The following is a 23,360-nucleotide window of genomic DNA, read 5'->3' as shown; positions in this document are numbered from 1 at the left end:
ATTATGTATGCAACCATTCGTTGTCATTGCGACTGTAGTGACGCAACAGGGTGACAGGGTGAGGAATTACCAAATGCTACAAATATTCCCGCTGCAAAATCTCCGCTATTTGCACCGCATTTAATGCAGCGCCCTTACGGATATTGTCAGCAACTACCCACAAATTTAATCCATTAGGGTGAGAAAGGTCTTCACGGATACGACCAACAAATACATTGTCATTCCCTACTGCATTTTTTATCACCGTGGGATAGCTCGGTTTCGCAGTGTTATCGACTACTTGTACTCCAGGGGCTTTAGAAAGAAGAGTACGTGCTTCAGTAGCCGACATGGGACGTTTTAATTCCACATGAATTGCTTCTGAATGCCCATAGATGGCTGGTATACGCACCGCAGTTGGATTAACTAAAAGCTCTGCATCTTCCATAATTTTACGTGTTTCCCAGACCATCTTCATTTCTTCACGGGTGTAGCCGTTCTCTTCAAATTGATCAATGTGAGGAATCGCATTAAAAGCGATCTGCTGAGGATAAACATCAACTTTCGCAGGTCTGCCATTGAGCAAATCACCTACTTGTGAAATCAACTCACTAATTGCTTTTTTGCCTGTACCCGAAACTGATTGATACGTAGCCACATTAATTCGTGAAATCCCTGCTGTATCATAAAGCGGTTTTAGTGCAACCACCATTTGAATCGTGGAACAATTAGGATTCGCAATAATGTTTCTATTTCTATAGTCTGCAATACGATGCGGATTAACCTCTGGAACCACTAAAGGAATGTCATCTTCATAACGAAAGCAAGAACTGTTATCAATAACAATACAACCGGCTGCTGCAGCTTTAGGAGCATACTCTTTAGATACTGCGCCACCTGCAGAAAACAAAGCAATATCTGCCTGGCTAAAATCGAACTCAGCTAAATCCATAACGTCGAATTGTCGATTATTAAACGCAATGGTCTTACCCACTGAACGAGAACTGGCTAAAGGATAAAGATTCTTAATTGGAAACTGACGCTCTTCTAAAACAGTTAGAAAAGCTTCGCCAACAGCCCCTGTCACGCCTACTATAGCTACATTTAATTCTATGCTCATTATGCCCTCGTTTTATTGTATTGCCTTTTGCCGTAGATAATGATCCATCAGCACTATTGCCATCATCGCCTCAGCTATAGGCACTGCTCTAATTCCCACGCAGGGATCATGGCGACCTTTAGTCACAACAGTCACCTCTTCGCCAAAAACATTCATTGTTTTGCCAGGAGTAGTAATACTCGAGGTGGGTTTTAAAGCCATACTGACTTCGATATTTTGCCCAGTAGAAATCCCACCTAAAATTCCACCGGCATTATTACTTAAAAAACCTTCTTGTGACATTTGATCGCGATGAACCGAACCTAGCTGGTTAACCGCGGCAAAACCTGCCCCTATTTCAACACCTTTGACTGCATTAATCGACATCATTGCAAAAGCTAAGGTCGCATCCAGTTTATCAAATACCGGCTCCCCCAAGCCTATAGGTACATTTTTGGCAACAACTTTAACTCGAGCACCGACTGAATCACCTTGTCGACGTAAACTATCAACATATTCGGCCAGTGCGTCAACCTGCTGATTATTCGGACAAAAAAATGGGTTATTATTAATTTCCTGCTCATCATCAAAATGCAAGACTAAATCACCCATCTGTTCCAGATAACCAATAATTTCCACTTGCAAATGACGCTGTAAATACAAACGAGCGATCGCTCCGGCAGCGACTCGAGCCGCTGTTTCACGCGCCGAGGAGCGTCCCCCGCCCCTATAGTCGCGATGGCCGTATTTATGGTGATACGTAAAATCCGCATGGCCAGGACGAAACAAATTCTTTATTTCCTCATAATCACGCGAACGTTGATCCATATTCGGGATCAATAACGCAATTGGTGTTCCTGTCGTTTTTCCTTCAAAAACGCCAGAAAGAATTTGTACCTTATCGTCTTCTCTTCGTTGCGTGGTGTATTTAGATTGGCCTGGTTTACGCTTATCTAAAAAAGGCTGGATATCCTCTTCACGCAGCGCTAAGCCTGGAGGACAACCATCAACAATACAACCAATAGCCGGACCATGGCTTTCCCCGAAGGTAGTGACGGTAAATAAGGTTCCAAGGGTATTACCTGACATTGAAGTATTCGTCCAATTGCTGTTTCGTTAACAAGAACACACCTTGCCCGCCATGACTCATATCCAACCAGGTAAATGGTACATGAGGATAAGCATCATTTAGTGCTTCTTCACTATTACCCACTTCCACAACTAAAATCCCATGGTCACTGAGGTATTCATGAGCATTTCTTAATATGTCTTCCACAATGGCCAAACCATTATTGCCTGTTTCTAAAGCCAATACTGGTTCATGTCGGAATTCATCCGGCAACGTCTGCATTTCTTCCTTACCAACATAGGGAGGATTGCTCACAATTAAATCATAGCGGACCTTGGGCACGTTGGCGAAACAATCCGATTCAATTAAAGTAAGTTGCTCTTCAACACCAAGCTCTTCGCAATTAATGGCAGCAACAGCGAGTGCTTCGCTAGAAATATCTACCGCATCGACTTGGGCTTCTGGAAACGCATAGCAACAAGCGATAGCAATACAACCACTTCCGGTGCATAAATCCAATACACGCTCAACTTTACCCGCCTCAATCCAGGGAGCAAATTGCTGATTAATCAATTCAGCGATAGGTGAACGGGGAATCAACACGCGCTCATCCACGTAAAATGGTAAATCACAAAAATAAGCTTCTTTAATTAAGTAAGGAACCGGAACACGTTGATTAATCCGTTTCTCTAATTGCTCGCATAAGAATTTCTTTTCACTAGTCGTCAGACGACCATTTAGAAGCATAGGATCAATATCGTAAGGAAGGGACAGACTTCTTAGGATTAAAGAGCGCATGTCGTCCAAAGCATTGTCCGTACCATGACCATAATACAATTGTGCATCAATAGCACAAGACAAACTAAAACGTAAAAAATCTAAAACTGTAGATAATTCTTCCGTTTCTTTAAGAATATAGTTACTCATTCCTACTCCATGTTACCAGGATGTGGCTGTTATACAGAAAAGATACAGATTGTACCTCGTAAACCTGGCATTTTGAAGGATCTTAAGTATACTTCGAGCATAACTCTTAAATATTGATAAAAATGGTTGATGACTTTCTGTCTGATGAAGACAAAGCTTTGTTTCGCGAACACATGCGTAGCGTCAAACCATTAAATGAAAACAACAAACGGATAAAGACCGAATCCCCCCCCAAGCCCCCTATTCCACGAAGGAAAAGAATAGAACCCATTATTGAAGAAAGAACCGAATATTATTTATCCGATACCATTCAAGAAACAGTTTTGTCGCAAACCACATTGTCCTATGTGCAATCAGGCTTGACTAATCAGCGTTTCAAAGAGTTGAAACATGGCAAAATTCCCTGGGAGGGTCGTTTAGACTTGCATGGATTAAAAGCTGATAATGCGTGCGACTTATTATGTCGATTTATTCATAGCCAGGCAGAAAATGGCAAACGCTGTCTTTTGATTATTCATGGTAAAGGGGGGCACTTGGGTGCACCTCCTGTTATCAAAAATTTAGTAAACCGCTGGTTACCCCAATTAGATGATGTACTTGCCTATCATAGTGCCCTGCCCAAAGATGGCGGAACTGGGGCTGTTTATGTTTTATTGAAAAGAAACCGGCTCTAAATACTTGAATTGTTTATATGCATCCCCATTAATTGGCTATAAATTCGCGAAAAAAACTCCTTTACTTGCGTTAATACCGTATTCTGAGGATAATTCGCTTCATTATTAAAAATCATGAGTACAACATGGAACAATTAGGTCAATTTATAACAAATCACTGGCAACTGTGGCTACTTTTCATCGTCGTGTTATTTCTAACATTCCTTAATGAATTAATAACGCAAAAGAAAAAAGCAAAACAACTATCACCACAAGCTGCGGTTGATCTAATCAATAACGAAAATGCCGTAGTAATTGACTTGCGTGACAAAGAAGCCTTTAAGAAAGGACATATCATTGACGCAATCAATGCTAAAAATGACGATTTTGAACAAAAAAAAATGGATAAATACAAAAATCAACCCATTATTTTAGTTTGTGAGCGCGGCTTACAATCCCCTGGCTTTGCAACTAAAATAAGCGCCCAAGGTTACAAACCTTCTGTGCTCAACGGTGGAATGAACGCTTGGCTAAACGCTGATTTGCCCATCGTAAAAGGGAAGTAATTATGGCTGAGGTTATTATTTATACCACCGGTTATTGTCCTTACTGTGTCAGAGCGAAGGATCTGTTAAACAGAGAAAATGCTGTGTTTACAGAAATTCGTGTGGATTTACAGCCCGAACTCCGTGAGGAAATGATGCAAAAAAGTAACAGGCATACTGTACCTCAGATATTCATTAATGGTCATCATGTTGGTGGCTGCGATGATTTGCATGCCCTGAAAGCTCAGGGAAAATTAGATCAATTACTAAGAGGATAGAAACATCATGGCTGAACAAGCAAACCAAGAACAACAAAACCTTGAAACTCAATTCATGATCCAACGCGTTTATGTTAAAGATTTATCATTTGAAACGCCAAATACTCCTGCAGTATTCCAACAACAATGGGAGCCTGAGTTAACTCTTGATATTAATACTACATCAACCCAATTAGAAGCTGGTGTTTTCGAAGTGGTTTTAACCGTAACTGCTACTGTAAACAACCAAAAAGAAGTCGCATTCCTGGTTGAAGTGAAACAAGCTGGTATTTTCACTATTCAAGGCGCTCCAACTGAACAATTAGATCATTTGCTTAATAGTTTCTGCCCAAGCATTCTATTCCCTTATGCTCGTGAAGCAATTACATCACAAGTTATTCGTGGCAGCTTCCCGCAGTTGGTATTAGCACCAATTAATTTTGATGCTTTATACATGCAACAACTTGCAGAAAAGCAACAAAGCGCCCAAACTGAAGAAGAAACTACTACTCACTAAGACATATGGATAAAAAAACTATTGCCATATTAGGTGCAGGTTCATGGGGCACCGCTGTTGCAATTCATTTATCCCAGATAGGGCATCGTGTTTTGCTGTGGGCGCATAACCCTGCGCACGTTGCCCTTATGGTTAAAGAAAAATCGAACTCTCGTTATTTACCAGATATCAGTTTCCCTGAGACTTTAATTCCGACAGAGGATTTACATCACTGCATGCGTGAAGCCGATCATGTCATTATTGCAGTGCCTTCTCATGCCTTTGCAGAGATTATTTCCAAGATAGATAAACCGACAGCAACCCAAGGCCTAGCCTGGATAACGAAGGGAATTGACCCGCAAAGTCATTTACTACTTAGCCGATTAGTAGAGCAACGTTTTGGCCCAGATTTACCGGTTGCCATGATTAGCGGCCCCTCGTTTGCCAAAGAGGTAGCTGGCTTTTTGCCAACAGCCTTGACTCTTGCGGGGAATAATTTAGCGTTCCAAAAAAATATTCGCGAATTACTCCATCATAATAATATTCGAGTTTATCTCAGCGATGACTTAATTGGTTTACAAGTCTGTGGTGCCGTTAAAAACGTCTTAGCTATTGGTTGTGGGATTAGCGATGGTTTAGGTTATGGGGCTAATGCTAAAGCCGCGATTATTACTCGAGGTTTAGCGGAAATGAGTCGTTTAGGCCTAAGCTTAGGTGCTAATGCCGATACCTTCCTGGGCTTAGCAGGGGTAGGCGACCTGGTATTAACCTGTACAGACGATCAGTCTCGTAATCGCCGGTTTGGCTTGCTTTTGGGCAAAAATACCAGTATGAGTGAAGCAGAGAAACAAATTGGTCAAGTTGTGGAAGGAAAAAGTAACGCAGCACAAGTGTGTTTTCTTGCCCAACAGAACCGAATTGAAATGCCCATTTGTGAGCATATAAATGCACTGTTACAAGGGAATGTTAGTGTCAAAGAGGCGGTTCATAGTTTAATGAGCAGGCCCCCCAAGGAAGAATAACTCCTTATTGATTTGATGTAATAGGAAGTCCTGGTTGCACGCAACCAGGACACCACGCCAACGGCTTAACGCACATCAACTAATTCAATGTCTGCTACATTCAGGGCCTCTCCTAAAAAGATTTCACCGACAGACTGAAAGCGTTTAATTGAATCTGTTACTAAATAATTAACGGTTGCAACTGCAGATGAATCATTGAGTAATTGTTTCTGCTCGAGCAAGGTGCACAATGAATGGGCTGTTGCATGGGCCGAATCAACTATAGTAACCCCTTTAGGCAATAAATCAGTTAATAAGGATTTAAATACTGGGAAATGCGTACAGCCTAGCAATACAGTGTCTTCATCCTTAAATCCATCCAAATAATGCTTTAGAGCCTCACGAGCTACCTGGTTATTAATCATCCCTTCTTCTGCCAATGCCACTAAGACACTACATGCACGTGTACTAATTACCGCTTCAGGCAACTGTTGCACGATAAGCTCTTGGTATGCTTTAGAAGCAATCGTCGTTTCAGTAGCTAAAACAGCAACACGATGATTTTTGGTTGCAGCAACAACAGCTTGGGCGCCAGGCGTAACCACCCCGAGTACGGGCATATCTGGCAACATGGATTGCAAATAAGGTAATGCGGCAGTGGTTGCGGTATTGCAAGCAATTACCAAGGCTTTAATCCGCCGTTCTACAAGAAGCTTCGCCATTTGCATCGCATACTGCTTTACGGTATCCGGACTTTTGGTGCCATAAGGAAGACGAGCTGTATCACCTAAATAAATAAATGATTCTTGAGGTAAGCATTCTTTCAATACACGTAAAACGGTTAGCCCTCCCATCCCTGAATCAAATACCCCAATAGCTAATTGATTAGAATCCAATTATATCCCCTTTATTATTTAGGCCAAAATAAATCCATTCTAGCTAGAATAGAAGAAATAGCAACTCACGCTAGAACTCACAACAATTACGGCATTTACGGCTGGACGTTAAGATCCCGCGGTCAAACCGCGGGAAATTCCATAAATAGAATTACGGCTCAAGACGTCGGTCCTGTTCGGCTTTCGTCTCTGCTGCCACAGGCTGTGGGACGGATTGTTCTCTATTAGTATTTATAGTACTTCTATATAGCTGGCTTGTTTCTTTCATTTGCTCTTCAGACTTAGGGGTTCCTTTTCTATCTAATCGCTCACTAGCCTGTTCTTTTGATGCCTCAATTGCCGTAGTGACGCCGGCACTATGTTTTTTAAATACTTTTTCATAAAGAGAGTCTTTAGAAAAATTACTCCATCCCCAACCTAATTGAGCTTTCGGATTAAAAATATGCTCATTAACTACTCTAATTGCCTCAGGGCCAAATTTCATATTGGGTGTCTTTTCACCAAGAACAACCAAAGCAGTCCATATATATTTTAATTGCTCCTCATTTTTCCCACGCAAACGAATAGGACTGTCTTTGCTTGGTGGTCGGTCCATGGTAGCAAGAAGCTGAGTGGCCACTACCATAGCATAATCTACTTTTGCTTTTTCAAGTAATACAGGATCTTTTTCGCTTCCTGCTTGATAGTCCGGGAATTTATCGACAGCAATACGTCCAGCATTCATTCTATGTATGCCTCTATCCGTAGCTGTTGTAGGGACGCTTTTACTCGTATCATAAGTAAAACGGCTTTCAATAGTAACCATCTTGCTCGAATCACTTGTATGAGGGCGTTTCTGAACTATATCGAAATAACGAACTTCCGTACTTGCTAGTTTATCTGCAAGATTAAAGTTAGCTACCTTTCCTGGATCATGAGCATCAGCAACGACCATATCATCATCCGGATTGGCCTCTGCGCTCTGAATAGACCGTGCCTTTAATTCCTCTCGAGTTACCACCCCGCTGGTAATATCTGCGCGATTATAATACCAATAAGGCTGCTGCTTTACTCGATCAGCCTTAACGAGGATTCCTTCCGGGCCGTTAATACACTCTTTTATTTGCGCATATTGCATCAATTGTTGATCAATTTTATCGAGTTGGGCCTGCAATTTCGCCTTCAATGTCTCAATTTGAGGTCCTACTTTATCTTTAGTCTTACTAACCACTATGTCATCAGCAGTCCGAGGTAAGGCATTAATCAAGCTTTGCAAACGCGCATGCTCATGCCTTAATTCATTCATATTAGCATCGCAATCCTTTGCCAAAGCCCCATATTTCTCTCTGATGCGCTCCCCTGGTTTAGAAGCTTTCTCTTGCTCTCTAATAAGAAGATTATTTACATGTATTTCTTTGACATCAAAAACAAACTTTGCGCTATTAAGGTGTTTATCAATCTTTTCTTGAGATTGCTGCATCTGAACCAGAATTTTTTCTACACCGCGTACTGCTTTGTTTGCGTCCTCTGGACTGTATTTTGTGCTCGCTTGCTTTAAGAGTTCCGCCTGCATGTTATGAAAGACGGCAGGTGTTATGGCTCGCTCTAAAGATGCTTTAAATTCGCTTTTTCCTTTTTCGGATAATCTATTATTTCCAAAACTAGTAAAACACACACCAATAAATTCGTTTCGATCAGCGATGTTTAACACTGTATCTTGAAAAACCTTAAATTTACTTGGTGTATTAGGAATTGTCCCTTTTACAAGCGGTAGTGCGAGCATAGCCCCTAAAAAATCTTTATTAATAGTACTGTCAGTACTTTGGTATTCATCAAAGAGCTTTTGATATTTTTTATTATGATTATAAATTTCTGTGATAAACCCATCTGGATCTTTTATATTTTTCCCATCTGCTGTAAGTACAAAAGCCCCATCTGCTGCAAGTCCAAAAGCCTCATAAAATGCAGCCTTATTCTCTTCCGAAACCCCACAAACAACCCTTATCTCAGCAACCATTTGTATGTAACTAGCATACTGACTCCAATCTTTACCAGCCAAAGTCTCATTAATTAGCTTAACTTGCTCTGCGTTTAAAGCAATGGGAAACCGGCCCCCTAATGCTTTACATATTCCAGGGTTTTGAATTTTTTTCACTACATCAATTTGTTCTGAAAAGGCTAATACCGCTTGCAAATCGTTTTCGGCCGCACCTGGCATATAGTGTTTAAGCACACCAAGATCGCGCGCGTTCGCCAAGTATCGTAGATTCTGCATTCTTACCGCATCATTCCCATCCGCAGGCATTAATTTCTCTTGCGCTGCCACACTCATTTTGGAAAAAGCGTCAAACAAAGCCTTATGAGCTCCGCTTGGCAAATTAGTAACATTTGTAATAACTATTTCAAATGCTGCCATGCGCGCTTTTTGGCGTATTTCATCAAGCTGAACTCGATTTTCAGCAGTAAACAGAGCATCTACGATATCAGATACTTGCTGTTTTGCTTGCTGTATTGCCTCCTCTTTTTCCTCAGCTTTAGTCAAATTCTTGTCAGGAAAATGTGCGCGCAAATAATTATCATCAATCGTTATACTTGCCTTGATAGCATTTTTAGCTGCCGCATCAGATTGAGACGCAACCTGGAGCAACCACATATAATCTTTACTGGGATTAACTTTTTGAGCGATATTGGCAATCATATGTGGCGCCATTTGCGCTTTGTATTCTGTAAAGAATTTCGAAGAAACCGCTGGGTCAATATAGGTATGTGCTGGGTACAGCTTTTTTAATTCAGCTTCAAAGGCTTCCTTGGTGTCCGCCATAAATAGCTGATCCAAAGACTCACCATTTTTGAGACGGCGTGCTACATCCAATCTCAAATAACGTTCGCCTAACTGTTCTCTAAGCGCTTTAACATTTTCATCGCTTAAATCCTCTTTATGAGCGCTATGGGCCACTCCTGCATCAGGTAAGTTTGTGCGAAAATCAACATCATCTGCGGTTAAAAGACCACCCTTACTCAAAACTTCTGGGCCACTTAGGTCTTCAATATATTGGGCATATTCACTAAAGGCGACTTGCACCGATAACTCTTTTTGGCGTGCGAGAACTCGTTCTTTCACTAAATCCCAGATCTGCTCTCCTCCTATTAAATTTAAATCACCCGCTTCTTGAGGAAAGCCTGGCAAGTCGTTTATTGCGTCATCAAACGCATCACCATGCGTATCATTTAAGCGATTAAGCACCTCCAGATCAGCTGTTTCTACTACCATTAAAACCCAACGGGCTACCGCATTTTTTTGAATCTCTTCTAAGATCTCATCGGTTAAAATATTATCTTCTGATGGTTTTTGGAGATTCCAACCAGCACCAACAGCTATACTCGGCGCAATATGCTGTGCAATATACTCTCTTAGAGCCTCTTTATTGTTTTGCATAACATCTAACAAAACACTCTGATTCGCCACTTCACTCAAACCCAATTTAACGCGCTGCGCGGCCGCTTCCTGCTGGATGTTACGAAATGTAACATCATCATTCGCATCTAAAAAATCAGGCTTGGTATAGTAGTCGTTGGAATCATAGGTCAAAGGATTAAAGCGCGATGGAGTAGCCCACTTCTTGGCAGCCTCATCATCCAAAAGCCCCAATATTTCGGCATGTTCTTTTGCTACTTTTCTGAATTCGTCTGAGTCGCTAGAATCTACAGCTAATAAAGCATCACATGCTTTTACGAAGTTATCTTTATCAGTCTCATCGAGACTACTCCACTCCAAATTATGCAATACTTGCCATAAATATTCATTTTTAGCCATAGTCACACTCCAAAAAACATTATGTATTCATTTTAAACTTAAATTATTAATTTAACCTTAAATCGGTAGAAAATCCTCATTTTTATTGAATACTTGGTATAAGATGAATTAAGTTTATATATTAGTATAGCAAGTTTAGGGTCATTTAATGCGAATTGTTCTGTTGGGTTTATTAGTAATAGCAAATGTTGTTCACGCGCAAGGATGCATTGTTGGAAATACACCTTCACAGCCGCGTTATATTTGCTACGATGGTAGAACATTGGAACTCACTCCTCGAGGTTATGTCTGGAATGCCAAACGGGGTTGCTTTATCAGCTCCATCCCTTGTTGTGAATACAATGCAACCCATTATGCCTTTTACAATGACCCACGAAAAATAGGCGCAGGCTATGCGCGCTGTCGTCATACCTATCCATTCCGTTTAGGAGAGATGCAAACTCATTGAGGCAGATGGCAAAGTAGTTGCGTCACGTTGTGGTGCGACTCCCCTTTTACACCCGCTGAAAAATGAAAAATGACTCGTTCCTTGGGGATTAAGTTCATGCTTCGCCTGGTTAATAATTTGATTAATTTCCATCTGCGTTGAGGTCAAGCCATATAAGCCTCTTAACTGGCGCACAATCCACAACTGACTTCGTAATTGACGAATGTATTTTAATGGCGCAGCCTCAGCCTCAGACGACTGGCCATTAACATCCTGTTTTAACTGCGCTAATTCTTGCTGAAAATCAGGATGGGATTTTCTTACATCAATCCACTGCCGAATACAGTCAATGGCCATATTTTTTTTATACTTCAGACAAAACTGATGCGCCTCACCAATATCTCTTAAAGTCTGCTGCAAATCGGCATAAGAAAATGTGGCTATGATTCTCCCTTTAAACGGGTTTGCAAAAACATAAGTTTTAATTTCACGCACTAATGGATCAGGTTTAAATGCCGCGGTCTTTTGTGCCCCATTTTCCAGTAAATGCTTCATTACAAATCGCATGTCAACACCCACATCATTATCTGCGTCTGGAGCAAATCCACGAACTTGGGCCAAAGCCACATCCAAAGGTGTTTTTCCTTCTTTATTTTTTACATTAATAAATTGTCCAAACATGCGTATGGATTCTTCATAACGATACTCACCCAATTTAATCGCTGTATGCAATGGCGTATCTCCCTCGGAAAATCCATTTTCAGCACATAAGGTATGAAACCGCGCTAGAGTTTGCTTGATTTGTGGTTCTAAAGCATCATTGGTGGGAATAATTTCACGGAGCAGTTCCTCATTTTCCTCATCGCTCATACTCACAACAAACTCACGAAATTCTTTAATTGAGAATAATACGGCTCGTAAATGCGCCAGCCGAGTAACCATGACCTGGGTTAGTAGTGCAATATGGGCGCGATCCTCTGGATCTTGAATATTAGCGCATTCCTTTAAGGTCGTTTCAATTAACGTCCTTGGAATAGAGCAATGCTTAAAAAAGGTTTTCCATTTTGAGCGAATAAATGCAGGATTTGTTGCCAAGCGTGAAAAGGCCGCTATCTCAGCATAATTATGATATTCTTTATTATCAAAAGGATTGGCTACATAACCAAACTTTGTTGGCCAATAAGAATTGGCAGAGCGTTTCAAATTGGGAAATGATAATAGATCTTCCGCAAAAATATCAAAGGCGGAGGGGCCATGAAATAAATGAAACGGTCTACGTGTGTGGAACCCCATAATACTATCAACGAACATCAAATCATGGTCGATTTTAAAAAACACAACTTGAGGCTTGCCTGCTTTTTCTACCAGATAAAAACCAAAATTCCCTTTATGTAAATCATCCTCCTCCATGGTATAAGAGGTTGCCAGGATGCTTGCCAAAGAATCATAATCAATAGTTAACTGTTGCGCTTTTTCTGCTTTAAGCAATTGCGCATAAAAGCCCTGGGGTAACTTGTCTAGAAAATAGATGGGAATTTTTGCCAGATCAGAAATTCGATGTTTCGTAGTTTTGCAATTAGAGCTTGGGTTATTTAAGGTATAGAATGCATGTTCTAGCCCTTCTTTATTTTCAACAGCATAACAAAGATGTTGAACCGCTACCCCAACTACCTGGTTCTCATCATCCACAACGAGTCGTTGTGAAGGAGTTAAATCGGGAGATAAAAATAACTTAGCCAGCTGACTAAAGCTCTCTTCTAAGCGCGAAAAAGAAGCAATGCCATACTTGTTTTTTTTATAAACAATTTTTTGATTATCAACTTTATATTGGGCACCAAGATACGCCTCATGCCCAGAATGAGAAGGAAGACCTAAACTAATATCTTTAATGTTATAAAAAGCAGTACCCATTAAAAACCATCCGACAGCAGAATTTGTTCAATAATAACACAGACTTAAAAAAAAACAACTACCCTTGCCAATTATTTATCACATCAGAAAATAAATATAACACTTCACAATCCTGACACAATGACGCGTTTTTTGCAGCCCCTAACCACTTACAGTCCAGCGGCGGCAATACTAAGGGGGAATAAATAATATCTCAACTACTTCTATTCTATAATCACATTTTTTCTAAAACTTCATGTAAATATTTGACTGGTTCAATCACCATAGAATCACTTTGTTGTTTTGGAGCATTAGCGAAAGGAACAATAGCCCGCTTAAAACCATGTTTGGCAGCTTCCTTGAGTCGCTCTTGGCCGCTTTGCACCGGTCTAATCTCACCCGCTAAGCCAACCTCACCAAAAATAATGGTTTCGCTATCAAAAATCCGATTACGCAAACTGGAAACTACTGCTGCAAGTAGGGCTAAGTCGGAACCTGTTTCCGTAACTTTAACGCCTCCTACTACATTAATAAAAATATCCTGATCATAAGTTGCAATTCCGCCATGCCGATGCAAAACAGCAAGCAAAATGGCCAAACGGTTATGCTCAAGACCTACAGTGACCCGCTTGGATTGTTGACCATGCGCTTCATCGACCAAGGCTTGTACTTCCACAAGCATTGGTCGCGATCCTTCCCAAGTGACCATCACGGCACTACCCGGGGTTGGCTCTGGTTGACGCGATAAAAAAATGGCTGAGGGGTTAGCTACCTCTTTCAACCCCTTATCAGTCATAGCAAAAACACCTAACTCATTGACGGCTCCAAAACGATTTTTAATGGCACGGATGACGCGAAAACGACTATCACTTTGTCCTTCAAAATATAAAACACTATCAACCATGTGCTCTAAAACTCGCGGGCCTGCTAAAGCCCCCTCTTTGGTGACATGGCCTACTAGAAATACTGCAGTTTGAGTCATTTTGGCGAAACGTACTAATTGCGCGGCAGACTCACGTACCTGACTAACCCCTCCGGGAGCTGAGCTGATACTATCTGTAAAAATAGTCTGGATGGAATCAATAACAATAATCTTGGGATTTTCTTTCTGTGCGTGGGCAATAATTGACTCAACCTGAGTTTCCGCTAAAAGCCTTAAGCCCGCTAAAGGAAGGTTTAAACGCTTGGCACGCATGGCAACCTGTTGCAAAGACTCTTCACCGGTAACATACAATACTGTTTCTTGCCTGGAAAGATTCGCTAAGGTTTGCAGCAATAAGGTCGATTTTCCAATTCCAGGATCGCCCCCAATAAGTACTACCGAACCATAAACAAGACCGCCACCTAAAACACGATTTAATTCAGATAATCCACAGTCCATACGGACTTCTTTATCCATCACCACATCTTCTACGGCCGTAATAACTGAACGCTGATTGACCCAAGAGCCGCCACGAGCATTGCGGCTGGTGGGAACAATACCCTCTTCAGCAACTGAATTCCATGCCCCACATTGCGTGCATTGTCCTGCCCATTGCTTAAAAACTGCGGCACATTGATTGCATACAAATTGGGTTTTGGTTTTCATAGTTGAGGACCTTGATTAATGTGCTGGCATCATAGCCGAACTCTTAAAAAATTCCCAGTAGATTGGTACCCAGCACCAACCCACGTTGAGTTTTAATTTAATGATTGAATCCAGAAAACAACTCAATGTATAATTACAACTTTTTGCACAAACAGGGCAAAGTCTATGAGCAAAGGCATCCACTTTGAGCAGTCTATAGGGGAATTAGAGGAAATTGTTAGACAGCTGGAAAAAGGGGAATTAACTCTTGAGGACTCGCTAAAACAATTTGAAAAGGGGATCAGCTTAGCCAGACGCTGTCAGGATGTATTGCAGCAAGCGGAGCAAAAAATTGAAATGCTAACTACTGCACAATCCCCTGCAAAACCCTTTTCGGATGAAGAATTAAGTGATTAAAACCTATCTCGAACGCCAAGAACAATTTCTTAAGCAGATTACCCAAGAGGTATCGATACCTGCGGAACAAATTTATACTGCAATGACCTATTCTCTTTTTCCTGGAGGAAAAAGAATCAGACCCATCCTGGTCTATTTAACTGGTAACTTGATTAATCTAGACCTCCAGGTTCTGGATGTCATTGCTGCTGCAGTAGAATTAACTCATTGCTATTCTTTAATTCATGATGATTTACCGGCAATGGATAATGATGATTTTCGTCGTGGTAAACCTAGCTGTCATAAAGCTTTTGATGAAGCTACTGCAATTTTAGTCGGTGATGGAATGCAGGCGCTAGCAATTGAGGTACTGCTTTCTCATTTATCCCAACGCCTCCCCCCTGCTCAAGTGATTGCCATCACTCAAGAATTAGTTCGAGCCAGTGGTGTTACAGGAATGGTTAGCGGACAAAGCCTGGACCTATCCGAATTAGGCAAATCCTCGATTAGTGAAGAACTCCTTTGTGAAATACACCATCTGAAAACTGGCCGGCTTATTTCAGCCTGTATTGAAATGGTCTTAGCTGCCGATAACTCTACCAGCGAACAAAGTAAAGCGGCATTAAGATCCTATGCTCGTCATATTGGACTGGTATTCCAGTTGCAAGATGATTATTTAGATCGTTATGCACCAACAGAACTTTTAGGTAAAGGACGTTCTTCTGATCTGGCTAATGATAAAATGACATTTGCCTCTTTATATACTCAAGAGGAATTAGAAGCAGAAATAAATAAGCATTATCAAATAGCCTTTGATGAGCTTCAATCGTTTGGTGATAAAGCAGTTGATTTGATTTCTTTGACGCGCATGTTACAAGAACGTAGTGATTTGAAAAAAATTGCAGCGGCAAAATAACGTCATCCCTCACGATGTTAGGGATGACATCAGGCGGCTTAGGGATTGGTATGCACCGCCTTAGTCGTATTAATATCCAATCCAATAAGCGGCGAATACACTAAAACCGGGGCTTTAACCCCCAATAATTCACCAACCATCAGGTCAATAACTAATCCTTCATGTTCGATTAGGGGCACCTCGGGGTAATGCTTAAAGTCTGCTAGATACCAACCGGAACACAGTAACTGTACTATAATCACACAATCATGAGCGTGTCTTTTAGGAGCATTGTATGAGAAAGACAAAACTCACTATGGGCGGTTTGGGAATAATGCTGTTGCTCACAAACTGCGCCACCACCGATTCAAATGGCTTTGTAATCGATTCCGGAAAAAAAACTTATGTGGTAACTGATGCAACTAGTTATACTGACGAAAACCCAACAACCGCATACTCATCCCCTTATAAAAACATTAATTACATTAACCCAAAAGATCCTTTGATGAGGGGAACTATACGTAAAAATGATCCTGGAGCGATACATACAATAGAACAAGAACTGCAATCATTGCCTAGTGATTATTCGAATGAGTGGTAAGCCATAAACTGTCTTCTTTACGCTCTGCTCCTTCTGCATAGAGCTGTTTAATTGTATTGCGGCGACCGAAGTATGGCACCACAAATCAGGTAAAAGCTCGGGGCCAGTATATTGGTGGAATGTCTCTACTAGATAAGTTACAACCAAAGGGGTTAAACCGCCAAATCATCAAGCATCGAACTGATCTAATTTAATTCAATTGGGTAAATTATACCAAGTGAATCTTAAAACAATCTTAACGCCTAGATCGTTTGATTTGTGAAATAGGAATTAAGGTCTCAATTCCCTGTTCTGTCTTTCGTTGTTCTCCCTTCCATGCATGCCCATAAACGACCTCATAAGTCAGAGGATAACGTCCGGTATCTGTTTGTAAGGAAGTATAATTTTGCTCGAATTTTTTCCACGAATCACGACCAGTTAAACCTTGATTGCGCCCTGAATTAATATTTTTTACACCTTGGGCTTTTAACGAATGCACCAGCTTAGGTAGTGATTCATAATGAACGGCCAGCAACTCCATATCCATTACCGGCTCCAAGAAATGCTCGGCCATAAGGCAATCCCCAACATCATGCATGTCAGGAAATTCATTCACATGCGCATAGTCATTCGCACCAGACCAAGCATGTTTTAATTCTTTAAAGGTATCCGGGCCTAACGTGGTAAACATAAGGCAAGCATTTGGCTTCATTACCCGATTCAACTCCCGAAAAACAAGCTCTAAAGGCTCCCCCCAATGAATTACTTGATTCGCAAAAATCAAATCAAAGACTCCAGTTGCCAAAGGAAGCTGCTTCATATCAGCACTTACTAATGGCCATTTACGCCGCCAGCTGTGTTTTTTCTGTGCCTGCAGTAACATTGAATGCGCCAAATCCAAACCCACGATCTGCGCTTTAGGATACATCTGTGCTAATTCACGTGAAAAAATACCCGTGCCACAACCCAAATCAAGAATGCGCTGCGGTGCGATTTTTAAATAGTGGAGTCGCTCTAATAAACGAGTGCCAATTTCATGCTGAACTTTCGCAGCAAGCTCATATTCTGCGGCATGTTGGTTAAATGCCTTGCTAATTTCATGTGTACGGGTCATGATGAGAACCAGGAAAAGTTATTCAATATAATATGGAATCCAACACGCGTGCGCCAAAAACTATCCATTGTAACACAGAGTTTACGTTTGCCCTCTATATGCAGACTGTGCAGTCAGTTTCATAAAACTAATCATGCTGTTTGTGAGCATTGTATTGAGTTCATGCCTCTATTAGGCCTGACATGCCAACATTGTGCAACTCCTTTAGCTGATGCCGGCTCATTAACATGTGGTGGCTGTATTAAAAAACCACCACAATTTGAACATGCTTATGTTCGTTATAAATTTGAAGAACCCTTACGTGGCTTGCTTCATCAATTTAAATACCATAATGGGCTCTATCTTCATTCCTTTTTAAGTTATTTAATATTGAGTGGCGTGCCTGCTAATAATTTGCCTCAATGCCTCATTCCGGTCCCGATGCATGCGCGAAAAATAAAACAACGAGGATTCAATCATGCAGCGATTTTAACACGTGGCTTAGCTAAGAAGTTAGATCTACCCTACGATTTGACCAGTTGTCAAAAAATTCTTAATACAGCACCACAGGCCAGTTTGGATAAGGAGCAAAGGCAAAACAATTTACGTAATGCGTTTATTAGTAAAAAGCTTCCCTTTCAACATATTGCATTGGTTGATGACTTGCTTACAACAGGGTCCACTGCTAATGAACTTGCGTTAACGCTCAAAAAGGCTGGGGTGGAACGAGTGGATTTATGGTGTTGCGCGCGAACGGTGATAAATGTAAATTCATAGACGGAATATGCAACTGGCCCTCATTGAATCGCAGAAGCATACAAGTAACTCTAAGTATTGCTTGACTTATAGACGACCGAATTACCGCGGCAAGCCGCATGGCCTAAACAGGGTTAAATTCTTTGCAAATCATTCATCAGCAAATGCACCAACATGACGCAGAACACAATAAATACCAAACGATGCACTAACAATTCCATAGAAACCGAGATTGACTTGCCGCGAATCTTCTCCAGCACCGCATAGACAATAGAACCACCATCTAAGCCTGGAATAGGAAATAGATTAACCAAGGCAACAGCCAAGCTTAAGGTAGCAATGAAAAACATAAAAACCACAATTCCTTGCGTCAATGACGCAACCGAGGCAGCAAAAACACTCAGAGGCCCAAGCAGCATTGAGAATGGAATTACTCCGGTAAATAACTGTTTGAAAATCATTACGAAGAAGTACAACATACTTGCCATTACCGCATTCGCTTGATGTATTGCCGCCCCCAATGAAGGAGCGCGCAAGGTATCGCGGGGCGCAGAAAGATTAGCCTCTATACCCAACTGACTTAATAAGTTCAACTTAGTTCCACGGAAACTTACCTGGCTTAAATTGATGGTTACGTTTTTTAATTCATTGCCATGACTTAAAACCATTGGGATATCTTTTTGCCCCCAGAGGATAACCATTTGCATCCCGACATCATTCCAAGTAGGCGTTGCCTTATTGGCAATCGATACTACCTGATCTCCGACCGCAATTCCTGCTTGAGCAGCGATGCTATTCGGTTGTACGGTTTTAACTTGTGGCAAGGTATAAGTAAGACCGATGCTATAAACCAAGATTAGCGCAATCCATGCTGTAATAAGGTTCGCCACAGCTCCAGCCAATAAAATCAGAATTCGCTGCCAAACAGGTTTTTTATCAAAACATCCAGAATATTCGGAAGGTTCCACAGGACTAATGCGCGTGTTTTCTAATTGCACATAACCACCTAAAGGAAACATGGCCCAAACCCATTCACATCCACTGCCGCTTTGCCAACGCAATAATGGCTTACCAAAGCCAATTGAAATTTTTTTAATTTTAACCTGAAAATACCGAGCAACTAAGGCGTGCCCCGCTTCATGAATACCTATGACTAAAAGTAAAGTAAGGATTATGGCAATAATCGCCAAAAACATAATTAACTCCTTTTCCTGATTCATTTCAGAGTGCCTAGGTATCTTGCCTCACATTTAAAGCCACCACAAGCGCACGTCATGACGAACATAACATTCGGAATGACGTGCGCTTCATTTTCTGATGTTTGCTTCAAAGCCTAAGTATTTATTTTGTATTATCAACTACTAATTGTAGCATGGGTGTTCCTTTTCTACCCAATTCATATCCTTGACGAAACACCTCAAAAACACGATAAGCCTGGTTGGACTCACTATCCACCAACTCCACATCATCACCCTGCTCATCGATTAATGTTACCGTTAGGTGAATTTCACGAAAGCCAGCAATGTGATAGCGCTCTTTAAAGAGTTGCAAAACGCGCTCTAAACTTTGTGCAGCCTCATCACCGCTATGTTCACCTTGAAGGATTATATCCATGACCATCTCCCCATCAGTTAGCACCCTTAGTGCAAAAGCATTCTACTGTATGTTAGCGGCCAAATAATTTTGTACTTTAATTTTACAAAATATTTTCTAATATCCCTTTTATCGCAACCCGTTGCCCGAACAAAACGCAATTAATTGCAGCCATTACAGCAGAATTGTTGTTAAACCCTACAAATTTAGTGACTAATCGTTTACAATCCCCCGATTACTTTAAATATAGACTAATTCATATTTCTATGGTGTTTGTTGCTTGCGGACTCAATCATAAAACTGCGCCAATAAACGTGCGTGAAAAAGTCGCCCTATCTCCGGCTACCCAAGATTCACTACTTAACAGCTTAATAAGTCTTCCTGAAGTAAGTGAAGCAACGATTTTATCTACCTGTAACCGTACTGAAATTTATTGCGAGACCCAAGACACACAGGTACTTACTGATTGGTTAGCACATGAGCATCAACTAGTCCCTGATGAATTAACTCCTTATTTGTACATTCATAAAGGCAAACAAGCTATAAAGCATGCGTTGCGAGTTGCTATTGGTTTAGATTCCATGATGATTGGTGAGCCCCAAATTTTTGGCCAAATGAAGCAAGCCTACCAACATGCAAATCAACTCAGTTCGATAAAGTCCCAATTGCGCCCCATTTTTGAATATATTTTTAGTGCTTCAAAACGAATTAGAACGTTAAGTGGCGTTGGCATCAATCCGGTTTCCGTAGCCTATGCAGCAGTCCAGCAAATTGGCCAATTTTTTGCAGAGTACAAATCATTACGCATTTTATTAATTGGCTCTGGAGACACTGCAGCCCTCGTTGCTAAATATCTACATCAGCAAGGAGTACATCATTTTCTAGTTGCCAACCGTACTCTGGAAAATGCCGAGAAACTGGCCCAGACCTTTGGAGGCAAAACTGTTCCCATCAGTAACTTGGGGCAACATTTACCTGAAGTCGATGTAGTCATCACCGCAACGGCCTGTCCTATTCCATTTATTAATAAAGATTTGGTTGCGCATGCCATACAACAAAAAGCATCCGCCCCCATGTTCTTTTTAGATTTGGCAGTTCCTCGTAATATTGAAGCCAATATTACCGAACTTGAGCAGGTGCATTTGTATAATGTTGACGATTTACAAAATAAAATTGAACAAGGTATGGAAGAACGACGCCAAGCAGCCTTGCATGCAGAACAGTTGATCGAAGAAGAATTAAATAATTACCTACGTAAACAACGTTCTCTAAAAGCCAAAAAAGTTATCTGTGATTATCGTTTGCAGATGCAACATCTGGCTCAAAAAGAATTGCAGCGGGCCTTAAAAAAGCTTTCTGCAGGACATTGCCAACAGACCGTTTTAAATGAATTTAGCGAGCGCTTAGTTAATAAATTAACGCATACCCCCACTACCGGCTTAAAACAAATAGCTCGTGATGGGCGTGAAGATTTGTTTGTTCTAGCGCAATACCTCTTTAATACAACAACTTATCAATCACCATATGAAGAAATCTCTTGAGTTAAAACTGCAGCAAATGCTGGAACGCTTCCAAGAAGTGGAGCGATTATTATCTGAAGCCTCAGTGATTTCAGATCAGAATCAGTTTAAAGCCTTATCCAAAGAATATGCGCAGTTAGAGCCTGTGGCCAACTGCTACGAAACCTATATTGCGGCACAAGATAATTTAACGTCCCTACAGGAAATGCTGGAGGGAGGCGACCAAGAGCTTGCGGCAATGGCCGAAGAAGAACTTGATGATGCCAAACAACAAATTGAAGAATTAGATGAGCAACTGCAATGGCATTTGATTCCTAAAGATCCTGATGATGAGCGTAATATTTACCTTGAAGTACGAGCCGGAACAGGTGGCGATGAAGCAGCAATCTTTGCTGGCGATTTGTATCGTATGTACAGCCGCTATGCTGAGAATCGCGGTTGGCAACTGGAATTAATCAGTGCAAATCATGGCGAACATGGCGGCTATAAGGAAGTTATTGCCCGCATCAGCGGTGCTGCGGTTTATTCTCAACTTAAATTCGAATCAGGAGCACACCGTGTACAACGAGTTCCTGAAACGGAATCTCAAGGTCGTGTACATACGTCTGCATGTACGGTAGCCGTTATGCCGGAAGTTGACGAAATTGATGAGATTCCAATCAACGCCGATGATTTACGCATTGATACTTATCGTTCATCAGGGGCTGGAGGTCAGCACGTTAACAAAACAGATTCCGCCATCCGCATCACACATATTCCTACTGGGGTTGTTGTTGAATGTCAGGATGAACGTTCACAACATAAGAACCGCGCTAAGGCGATGTCTTTGTTAAAAACACGCTTATTGGATGCCGAACAAAGCAAACAAAGACAAGAACAAGCACAAACGCGGAAATCACTTGTGGGAACTGGAGATCGTTCAGAGCGCATTCGCACCTACAATTACCCTCAAGGTCGTCTGACGGATCACCGTATTAATCTGACCATTTATCAACTTGGCGATGTAATGGAGGGAAATTTATCCCTGGTTATTGATGCATTACAACGTGAATACCATGCAGAACTGCTCGCAGAGTTGGGACGCAATGATTAGCATACGCGCGGCTTTGGGTAATAACCCAGAGCTAGAGGCTGAGATTTTGCTCTGTTATGTCTTAGGTAAAAACAGAGCGTATTTGTTTGCTCATCCTGAAGAGCTACTCACTAAAGAGCTATATGCAAAATATCAAAGCTTCTTAATGCAACGAGCTCAAGGTATCCCTATTGCCTACATTACCGGTGAGCGTGAGTTTTGGTCACTGAACTTAAAAGTCAATGCGCATACATTAATCCCACGCCATGAAACCGAATTATTAGTAGAATTGGCTTTAGAAAAAATAACTCCAGATAGCGAAGCATGTATCCTTGAACTAGGAACAGGAAGTGGCGCAATCGCCATTGCTATTGCGAAAGAAAGACCAAATTGGAATGTTGTTGCTTGTGATTTTAGCCAAGAAGCATTACAGGTTGCCCAAGAAAATGCACAACGGCATCAAGTGCGCAATCTAAGCTTCTATCATTCCAATTGGTACAGTGCTCTTCCCAAGCGACAATATCATGCCATTATATCCAACCCACCTTATATTGCTGAGCAGGATCTGCATCTACAAGAAGGTGATTTACGCTTTGAACCACGCAGCGCTTTAGCGAGTGGTCAAGATGGATTAGCTGATCTTCACTTGATTATTGAACAAGGTTATGATTATCTTTTACCTAATGGCCTGATTTTACTCGAACATGGTTATGATCAAAAATTAAAAGTTAGAGCTATACTTAATGAACTAGGCTACAAAAACGTACAGTGCTGGAAAGATTTACAGGGTCATGACAGAGTAAGTGGTGGTTGGCGATAAATGTTGTTGATGATGCAACAGTTTTTTGGTATACCT

Annotated in this window: 24 protein-coding genes; 13 read left to right on the top strand and 11 right to left on the bottom strand. The window is 41.2% G+C overall.

The window, feature by feature from the left end; translation table 11 throughout:
• Positions 1–76: 76 nt before the first annotated feature.
• Genes ACQY7T_RS08490 through prmB form a run of 3 tightly spaced genes read right to left on the bottom strand, consistent with a single transcriptional unit; the run spans position 77 to position 3,074 of the window.
• Entirely contained in the window at positions 77–1,099 is a 1,023-nt protein-coding gene (locus ACQY7T_RS08490) for an aspartate-semialdehyde dehydrogenase (RefSeq protein ID WP_428412625.1), read from the bottom strand.
• A 12-nt stretch (positions 1,100–1,111) separates the two neighbouring features.
• A complete protein-coding gene (aroC, locus tag ACQY7T_RS08485; RefSeq protein WP_428412623.1) occupies positions 1,112–2,167 on the bottom strand; it encodes a chorismate synthase in 1,056 nt (351 codons plus the stop codon).
• Positions 2,157–3,074 carry a 50S ribosomal protein L3 N(5)-glutamine methyltransferase gene (gene prmB / locus ACQY7T_RS08480; RefSeq protein ID WP_428412621.1) on the bottom strand — a complete coding sequence of 306 codons (918 nt, stop codon included), beginning with the start codon at positions 3,072–3,074 and terminating at the stop codon, positions 2,157–2,159. Before prmB ends, aroC begins: the two co-directional genes overlap by 11 nt.
• Before the next feature lie 122 nt (positions 3,075–3,196).
• Here prmB and ACQY7T_RS08475 point away from each other — a divergent pair, with 122 nt between their 5' ends.
• The 5 genes from ACQY7T_RS08475 (at position 3,197) to ACQY7T_RS08455 (ending at position 6,047) form a co-directional block, all read left to right on the top strand.
• Positions 3,197–3,748 (top strand): Smr/MutS family protein, encoded by a 552-nt coding sequence (locus ACQY7T_RS08475; RefSeq protein ID WP_428412619.1) that lies wholly within the window; start codon positions 3,197–3,199, stop codon positions 3,746–3,748.
• Between the two features lie 125 nt (positions 3,749–3,873).
• Complete coding sequence (locus tag ACQY7T_RS08470; RefSeq protein ID WP_428412617.1) at positions 3,874–4,293, top strand: rhodanese-like domain-containing protein; 420 nt, start codon at positions 3,874–3,876, stop codon at positions 4,291–4,293.
• A 2-nt stretch (positions 4,294–4,295) separates the two neighbouring features.
• On the top strand, positions 4,296–4,550 hold the full coding sequence (gene grxC, locus ACQY7T_RS08465) for a glutaredoxin 3 (protein ID WP_428412615.1): 255 nt from the start codon (positions 4,296–4,298) through the stop codon (positions 4,548–4,550).
• A 7-nt stretch (positions 4,551–4,557) separates the two neighbouring features.
• Complete coding sequence (secB, locus tag ACQY7T_RS08460) at positions 4,558–5,046, top strand: protein-export chaperone SecB (RefSeq protein ID WP_428412613.1); 489 nt, start codon at positions 4,558–4,560, stop codon at positions 5,044–5,046.
• A 5-nt stretch (positions 5,047–5,051) separates the two neighbouring features.
• Positions 5,052–6,047, top strand: coding sequence for an NAD(P)H-dependent glycerol-3-phosphate dehydrogenase (locus ACQY7T_RS08455; protein ID WP_428412611.1), 996 nt, complete (start codon positions 5,052–5,054; stop codon positions 6,045–6,047).
• Positions 6,048–6,112: 65 nt separating this feature from the next.
• Here ACQY7T_RS08455 and murI read toward each other — a convergent pair whose 3' ends face one another.
• Both murI and ACQY7T_RS08445 read right to left on the bottom strand, forming a co-directional pair.
• Positions 6,113–6,922, bottom strand: coding sequence for a glutamate racemase (murI, locus tag ACQY7T_RS08450; protein WP_428412609.1), 810 nt, complete (start codon positions 6,920–6,922; stop codon positions 6,113–6,115).
• Between the two features lie 151 nt (positions 6,923–7,073).
• The gene (locus tag ACQY7T_RS08445) at positions 7,074–10,715 is read right to left on the bottom strand and encodes a hypothetical protein (protein WP_428412607.1); all 3,642 of its coding nucleotides are present in this window, start codon (positions 10,713–10,715) and stop codon (positions 7,074–7,076) included.
• A 148-nt stretch (positions 10,716–10,863) separates the two neighbouring features.
• Here ACQY7T_RS08445 and ACQY7T_RS08440 point away from each other — a divergent pair, with 148 nt between their 5' ends.
• Positions 10,864–11,163, top strand: a complete 300-nt coding sequence (locus tag ACQY7T_RS08440) for a hypothetical protein (protein ID WP_428412605.1) — start codon at positions 10,864–10,866, stop codon at positions 11,161–11,163.
• Here the strand turns inward: ACQY7T_RS08440 and ankK are convergent.
• Complete coding sequence (gene ankK, locus ACQY7T_RS08435; RefSeq protein ID WP_428412603.1) at positions 11,140–13,053, bottom strand: Dot/Icm T4SS effector AnkK/LegA5; 1,914 nt, start codon at positions 13,051–13,053, stop codon at positions 11,140–11,142. The two genes, ACQY7T_RS08440 and ankK, sit on opposite strands and share 24 nt — an antisense overlap.
• Positions 13,054–13,267: 214 nt before the next feature.
• Entirely contained in the window at positions 13,268–14,620 is a 1,353-nt protein-coding gene (gene radA / locus ACQY7T_RS08430; RefSeq protein ID WP_428412601.1) for a DNA repair protein RadA, read from the bottom strand.
• A 165-nt stretch (positions 14,621–14,785) separates the two neighbouring features.
• Between radA and ACQY7T_RS08425 the strand changes: the two genes are divergently transcribed.
• Both ACQY7T_RS08425 and ACQY7T_RS08420 read left to right on the top strand, forming a co-directional pair.
• Entirely contained in the window at positions 14,786–15,016 is a 231-nt protein-coding gene (locus ACQY7T_RS08425) for an exodeoxyribonuclease VII small subunit (protein WP_428412599.1), read from the top strand.
• A complete protein-coding gene (locus ACQY7T_RS08420; RefSeq protein WP_428412597.1) occupies positions 15,009–15,911 on the top strand; it encodes a polyprenyl synthetase family protein in 903 nt (300 codons plus the stop codon). The genes ACQY7T_RS08425 and ACQY7T_RS08420 overlap by 8 nt, the downstream gene beginning before the upstream one ends.
• Before the next feature lie 38 nt (positions 15,912–15,949).
• Here ACQY7T_RS08420 and ACQY7T_RS08415 read toward each other — a convergent pair whose 3' ends face one another.
• Positions 15,950–16,153 carry a hypothetical protein gene (locus tag ACQY7T_RS08415; protein WP_428412595.1) on the bottom strand — a complete coding sequence of 68 codons (204 nt, stop codon included), beginning with the start codon at positions 16,151–16,153 and terminating at the stop codon, positions 15,950–15,952.
• A gap of 32 nt (positions 16,154–16,185) precedes the next feature.
• Between ACQY7T_RS08415 and ACQY7T_RS08410 the strand changes: the two genes are divergently transcribed.
• Positions 16,186–16,491, top strand: a complete 306-nt coding sequence (locus tag ACQY7T_RS08410) for a hypothetical protein (RefSeq protein ID WP_428412593.1) — start codon at positions 16,186–16,188, stop codon at positions 16,489–16,491.
• A gap of 235 nt (positions 16,492–16,726) precedes the next feature.
• Here ACQY7T_RS08410 and bioC read toward each other — a convergent pair whose 3' ends face one another.
• Positions 16,727–17,584, bottom strand: coding sequence for a malonyl-ACP O-methyltransferase BioC (gene bioC, locus ACQY7T_RS08405; protein WP_428412591.1), 858 nt, complete (start codon positions 17,582–17,584; stop codon positions 16,727–16,729).
• 48 nt (positions 17,585–17,632) lie between these two features.
• On the opposite strand from bioC, the gene ACQY7T_RS08400 reads away from it, so the two are divergent.
• Positions 17,633–18,340 (top strand): ComF family protein, encoded by a 708-nt coding sequence (locus ACQY7T_RS08400; RefSeq protein WP_428412589.1) that lies wholly within the window; start codon positions 17,633–17,635, stop codon positions 18,338–18,340.
• 113 nt (positions 18,341–18,453) lie between these two features.
• On the opposite strand, the gene ACQY7T_RS08395 is transcribed toward ACQY7T_RS08400, so the two are convergent.
• Both ACQY7T_RS08395 and ACQY7T_RS08390 read right to left on the bottom strand, forming a co-directional pair.
• Positions 18,454–19,515: a M50 family metallopeptidase gene (locus tag ACQY7T_RS08395; protein ID WP_428412655.1), complete on the bottom strand. Its 1,062-nt coding sequence runs from the start codon at positions 19,513–19,515 to the stop codon at positions 18,454–18,456.
• Positions 19,516–19,660: 145 nt separating this feature from the next.
• Positions 19,661–19,933 carry a hypothetical protein gene (locus tag ACQY7T_RS08390; RefSeq protein WP_428412587.1) on the bottom strand — a complete coding sequence of 91 codons (273 nt, stop codon included), beginning with the start codon at positions 19,931–19,933 and terminating at the stop codon, positions 19,661–19,663.
• A 245-nt stretch (positions 19,934–20,178) separates the two neighbouring features.
• On the opposite strand from ACQY7T_RS08390, the gene hemA reads away from it, so the two are divergent.
• The 3 genes from hemA to prmC are packed head-to-tail and all read left to right on the top strand — an operon-like array spanning position 20,179 to position 23,324.
• Entirely contained in the window at positions 20,179–21,453 is a 1,275-nt protein-coding gene (gene hemA, locus ACQY7T_RS08385) for a glutamyl-tRNA reductase (RefSeq protein WP_428412653.1), read from the top strand.
• Positions 21,437–22,525, top strand: coding sequence for a peptide chain release factor 1 (prfA, locus tag ACQY7T_RS08380; protein ID WP_428412585.1), 1,089 nt, complete (start codon positions 21,437–21,439; stop codon positions 22,523–22,525). Before hemA ends, prfA begins: the two co-directional genes overlap by 17 nt.
• Positions 22,518–23,324 (top strand): peptide chain release factor N(5)-glutamine methyltransferase, encoded by an 807-nt coding sequence (prmC, locus tag ACQY7T_RS08375; protein WP_428412584.1) that lies wholly within the window; start codon positions 22,518–22,520, stop codon positions 23,322–23,324. Before prfA ends, prmC begins: the two co-directional genes overlap by 8 nt.
• Positions 23,325–23,360 lie beyond the last annotated feature (36 nt).

The organism is Legionella sp. (assembly GCF_965140895.1).
Classification (GTDB): domain Bacteria; phylum Pseudomonadota; class Gammaproteobacteria; order Legionellales; family Legionellaceae; genus Legionella.
This window is presented reverse-complemented; position numbering and strand designations above follow the sequence as displayed.

What these genes read in the sequence shown, in the direction of transcription:
- ACQY7T_RS08490 (WP_428412625.1), bottom strand. Translation starts at nt 1,099, where the DNA reads ATGAGCATAGAATTAAATGTAGCTATAGTAGGCGTGACAGGGGCTGTT.
- aroC (WP_428412623.1), bottom strand. Translation starts at nt 2,167, where the DNA reads ATGTCAGGTAATACCCTTGGAACCTTATTTACCGTCACTACCTTCGGG.
- prmB (WP_428412621.1), bottom strand. Translation starts at nt 3,074, where the DNA reads ATGAGTAACTATATTCTTAAAGAAACGGAAGAATTATCTACAGTTTTA.
- ACQY7T_RS08475 (WP_428412619.1), top strand. Translation starts at nt 3,197, where the DNA reads ATGGTTGATGACTTTCTGTCTGATGAAGACAAAGCTTTGTTTCGCGAA.
- ACQY7T_RS08470 (WP_428412617.1), top strand. Translation starts at nt 3,874, where the DNA reads ATGGAACAATTAGGTCAATTTATAACAAATCACTGGCAACTGTGGCTA.
- grxC (WP_428412615.1), top strand. Translation starts at nt 4,296, where the DNA reads ATGGCTGAGGTTATTATTTATACCACCGGTTATTGTCCTTACTGTGTC.
- secB (WP_428412613.1), top strand. Translation starts at nt 4,558, where the DNA reads ATGGCTGAACAAGCAAACCAAGAACAACAAAACCTTGAAACTCAATTC.
- ACQY7T_RS08455 (WP_428412611.1), top strand. Translation starts at nt 5,052, where the DNA reads ATGGATAAAAAAACTATTGCCATATTAGGTGCAGGTTCATGGGGCACC.
- ACQY7T_RS08445 (WP_428412607.1), bottom strand. Translation starts at nt 10,715, where the DNA reads ATGGCTAAAAATGAATATTTATGGCAAGTATTGCATAATTTGGAGTGG.
- ACQY7T_RS08440 (WP_428412605.1), top strand. Translation starts at nt 10,864, where the DNA reads ATGCGAATTGTTCTGTTGGGTTTATTAGTAATAGCAAATGTTGTTCAC.
- ankK (WP_428412603.1), bottom strand. Translation starts at nt 13,053, where the DNA reads ATGGGTACTGCTTTTTATAACATTAAAGATATTAGTTTAGGTCTTCCT.
- radA (WP_428412601.1), bottom strand. Translation starts at nt 14,620, where the DNA reads ATGAAAACCAAAACCCAATTTGTATGCAATCAATGTGCCGCAGTTTTT.
- ACQY7T_RS08425 (WP_428412599.1), top strand. Translation starts at nt 14,786, where the DNA reads ATGAGCAAAGGCATCCACTTTGAGCAGTCTATAGGGGAATTAGAGGAA.
- ACQY7T_RS08410 (WP_428412593.1), top strand. Translation starts at nt 16,186, where the DNA reads ATGAGAAAGACAAAACTCACTATGGGCGGTTTGGGAATAATGCTGTTG.
- bioC (WP_428412591.1), bottom strand. Translation starts at nt 17,584, where the DNA reads ATGACCCGTACACATGAAATTAGCAAGGCATTTAACCAACATGCCGCA.
- ACQY7T_RS08395 (WP_428412655.1), bottom strand. Translation starts at nt 19,515, where the DNA reads ATGTTTTTGGCGATTATTGCCATAATCCTTACTTTACTTTTAGTCATA.
- ACQY7T_RS08390 (WP_428412587.1), bottom strand. Translation starts at nt 19,933, where the DNA reads ATGGATATAATCCTTCAAGGTGAACATAGCGGTGATGAGGCTGCACAA.
- hemA (WP_428412653.1), top strand. Translation starts at nt 20,179, where the DNA reads ATGGTGTTTGTTGCTTGCGGACTCAATCATAAAACTGCGCCAATAAAC.
- prfA (WP_428412585.1), top strand. Translation starts at nt 21,437, where the DNA reads ATGAAGAAATCTCTTGAGTTAAAACTGCAGCAAATGCTGGAACGCTTC.
- prmC (WP_428412584.1), top strand. Translation starts at nt 22,518, where the DNA reads ATGATTAGCATACGCGCGGCTTTGGGTAATAACCCAGAGCTAGAGGCT.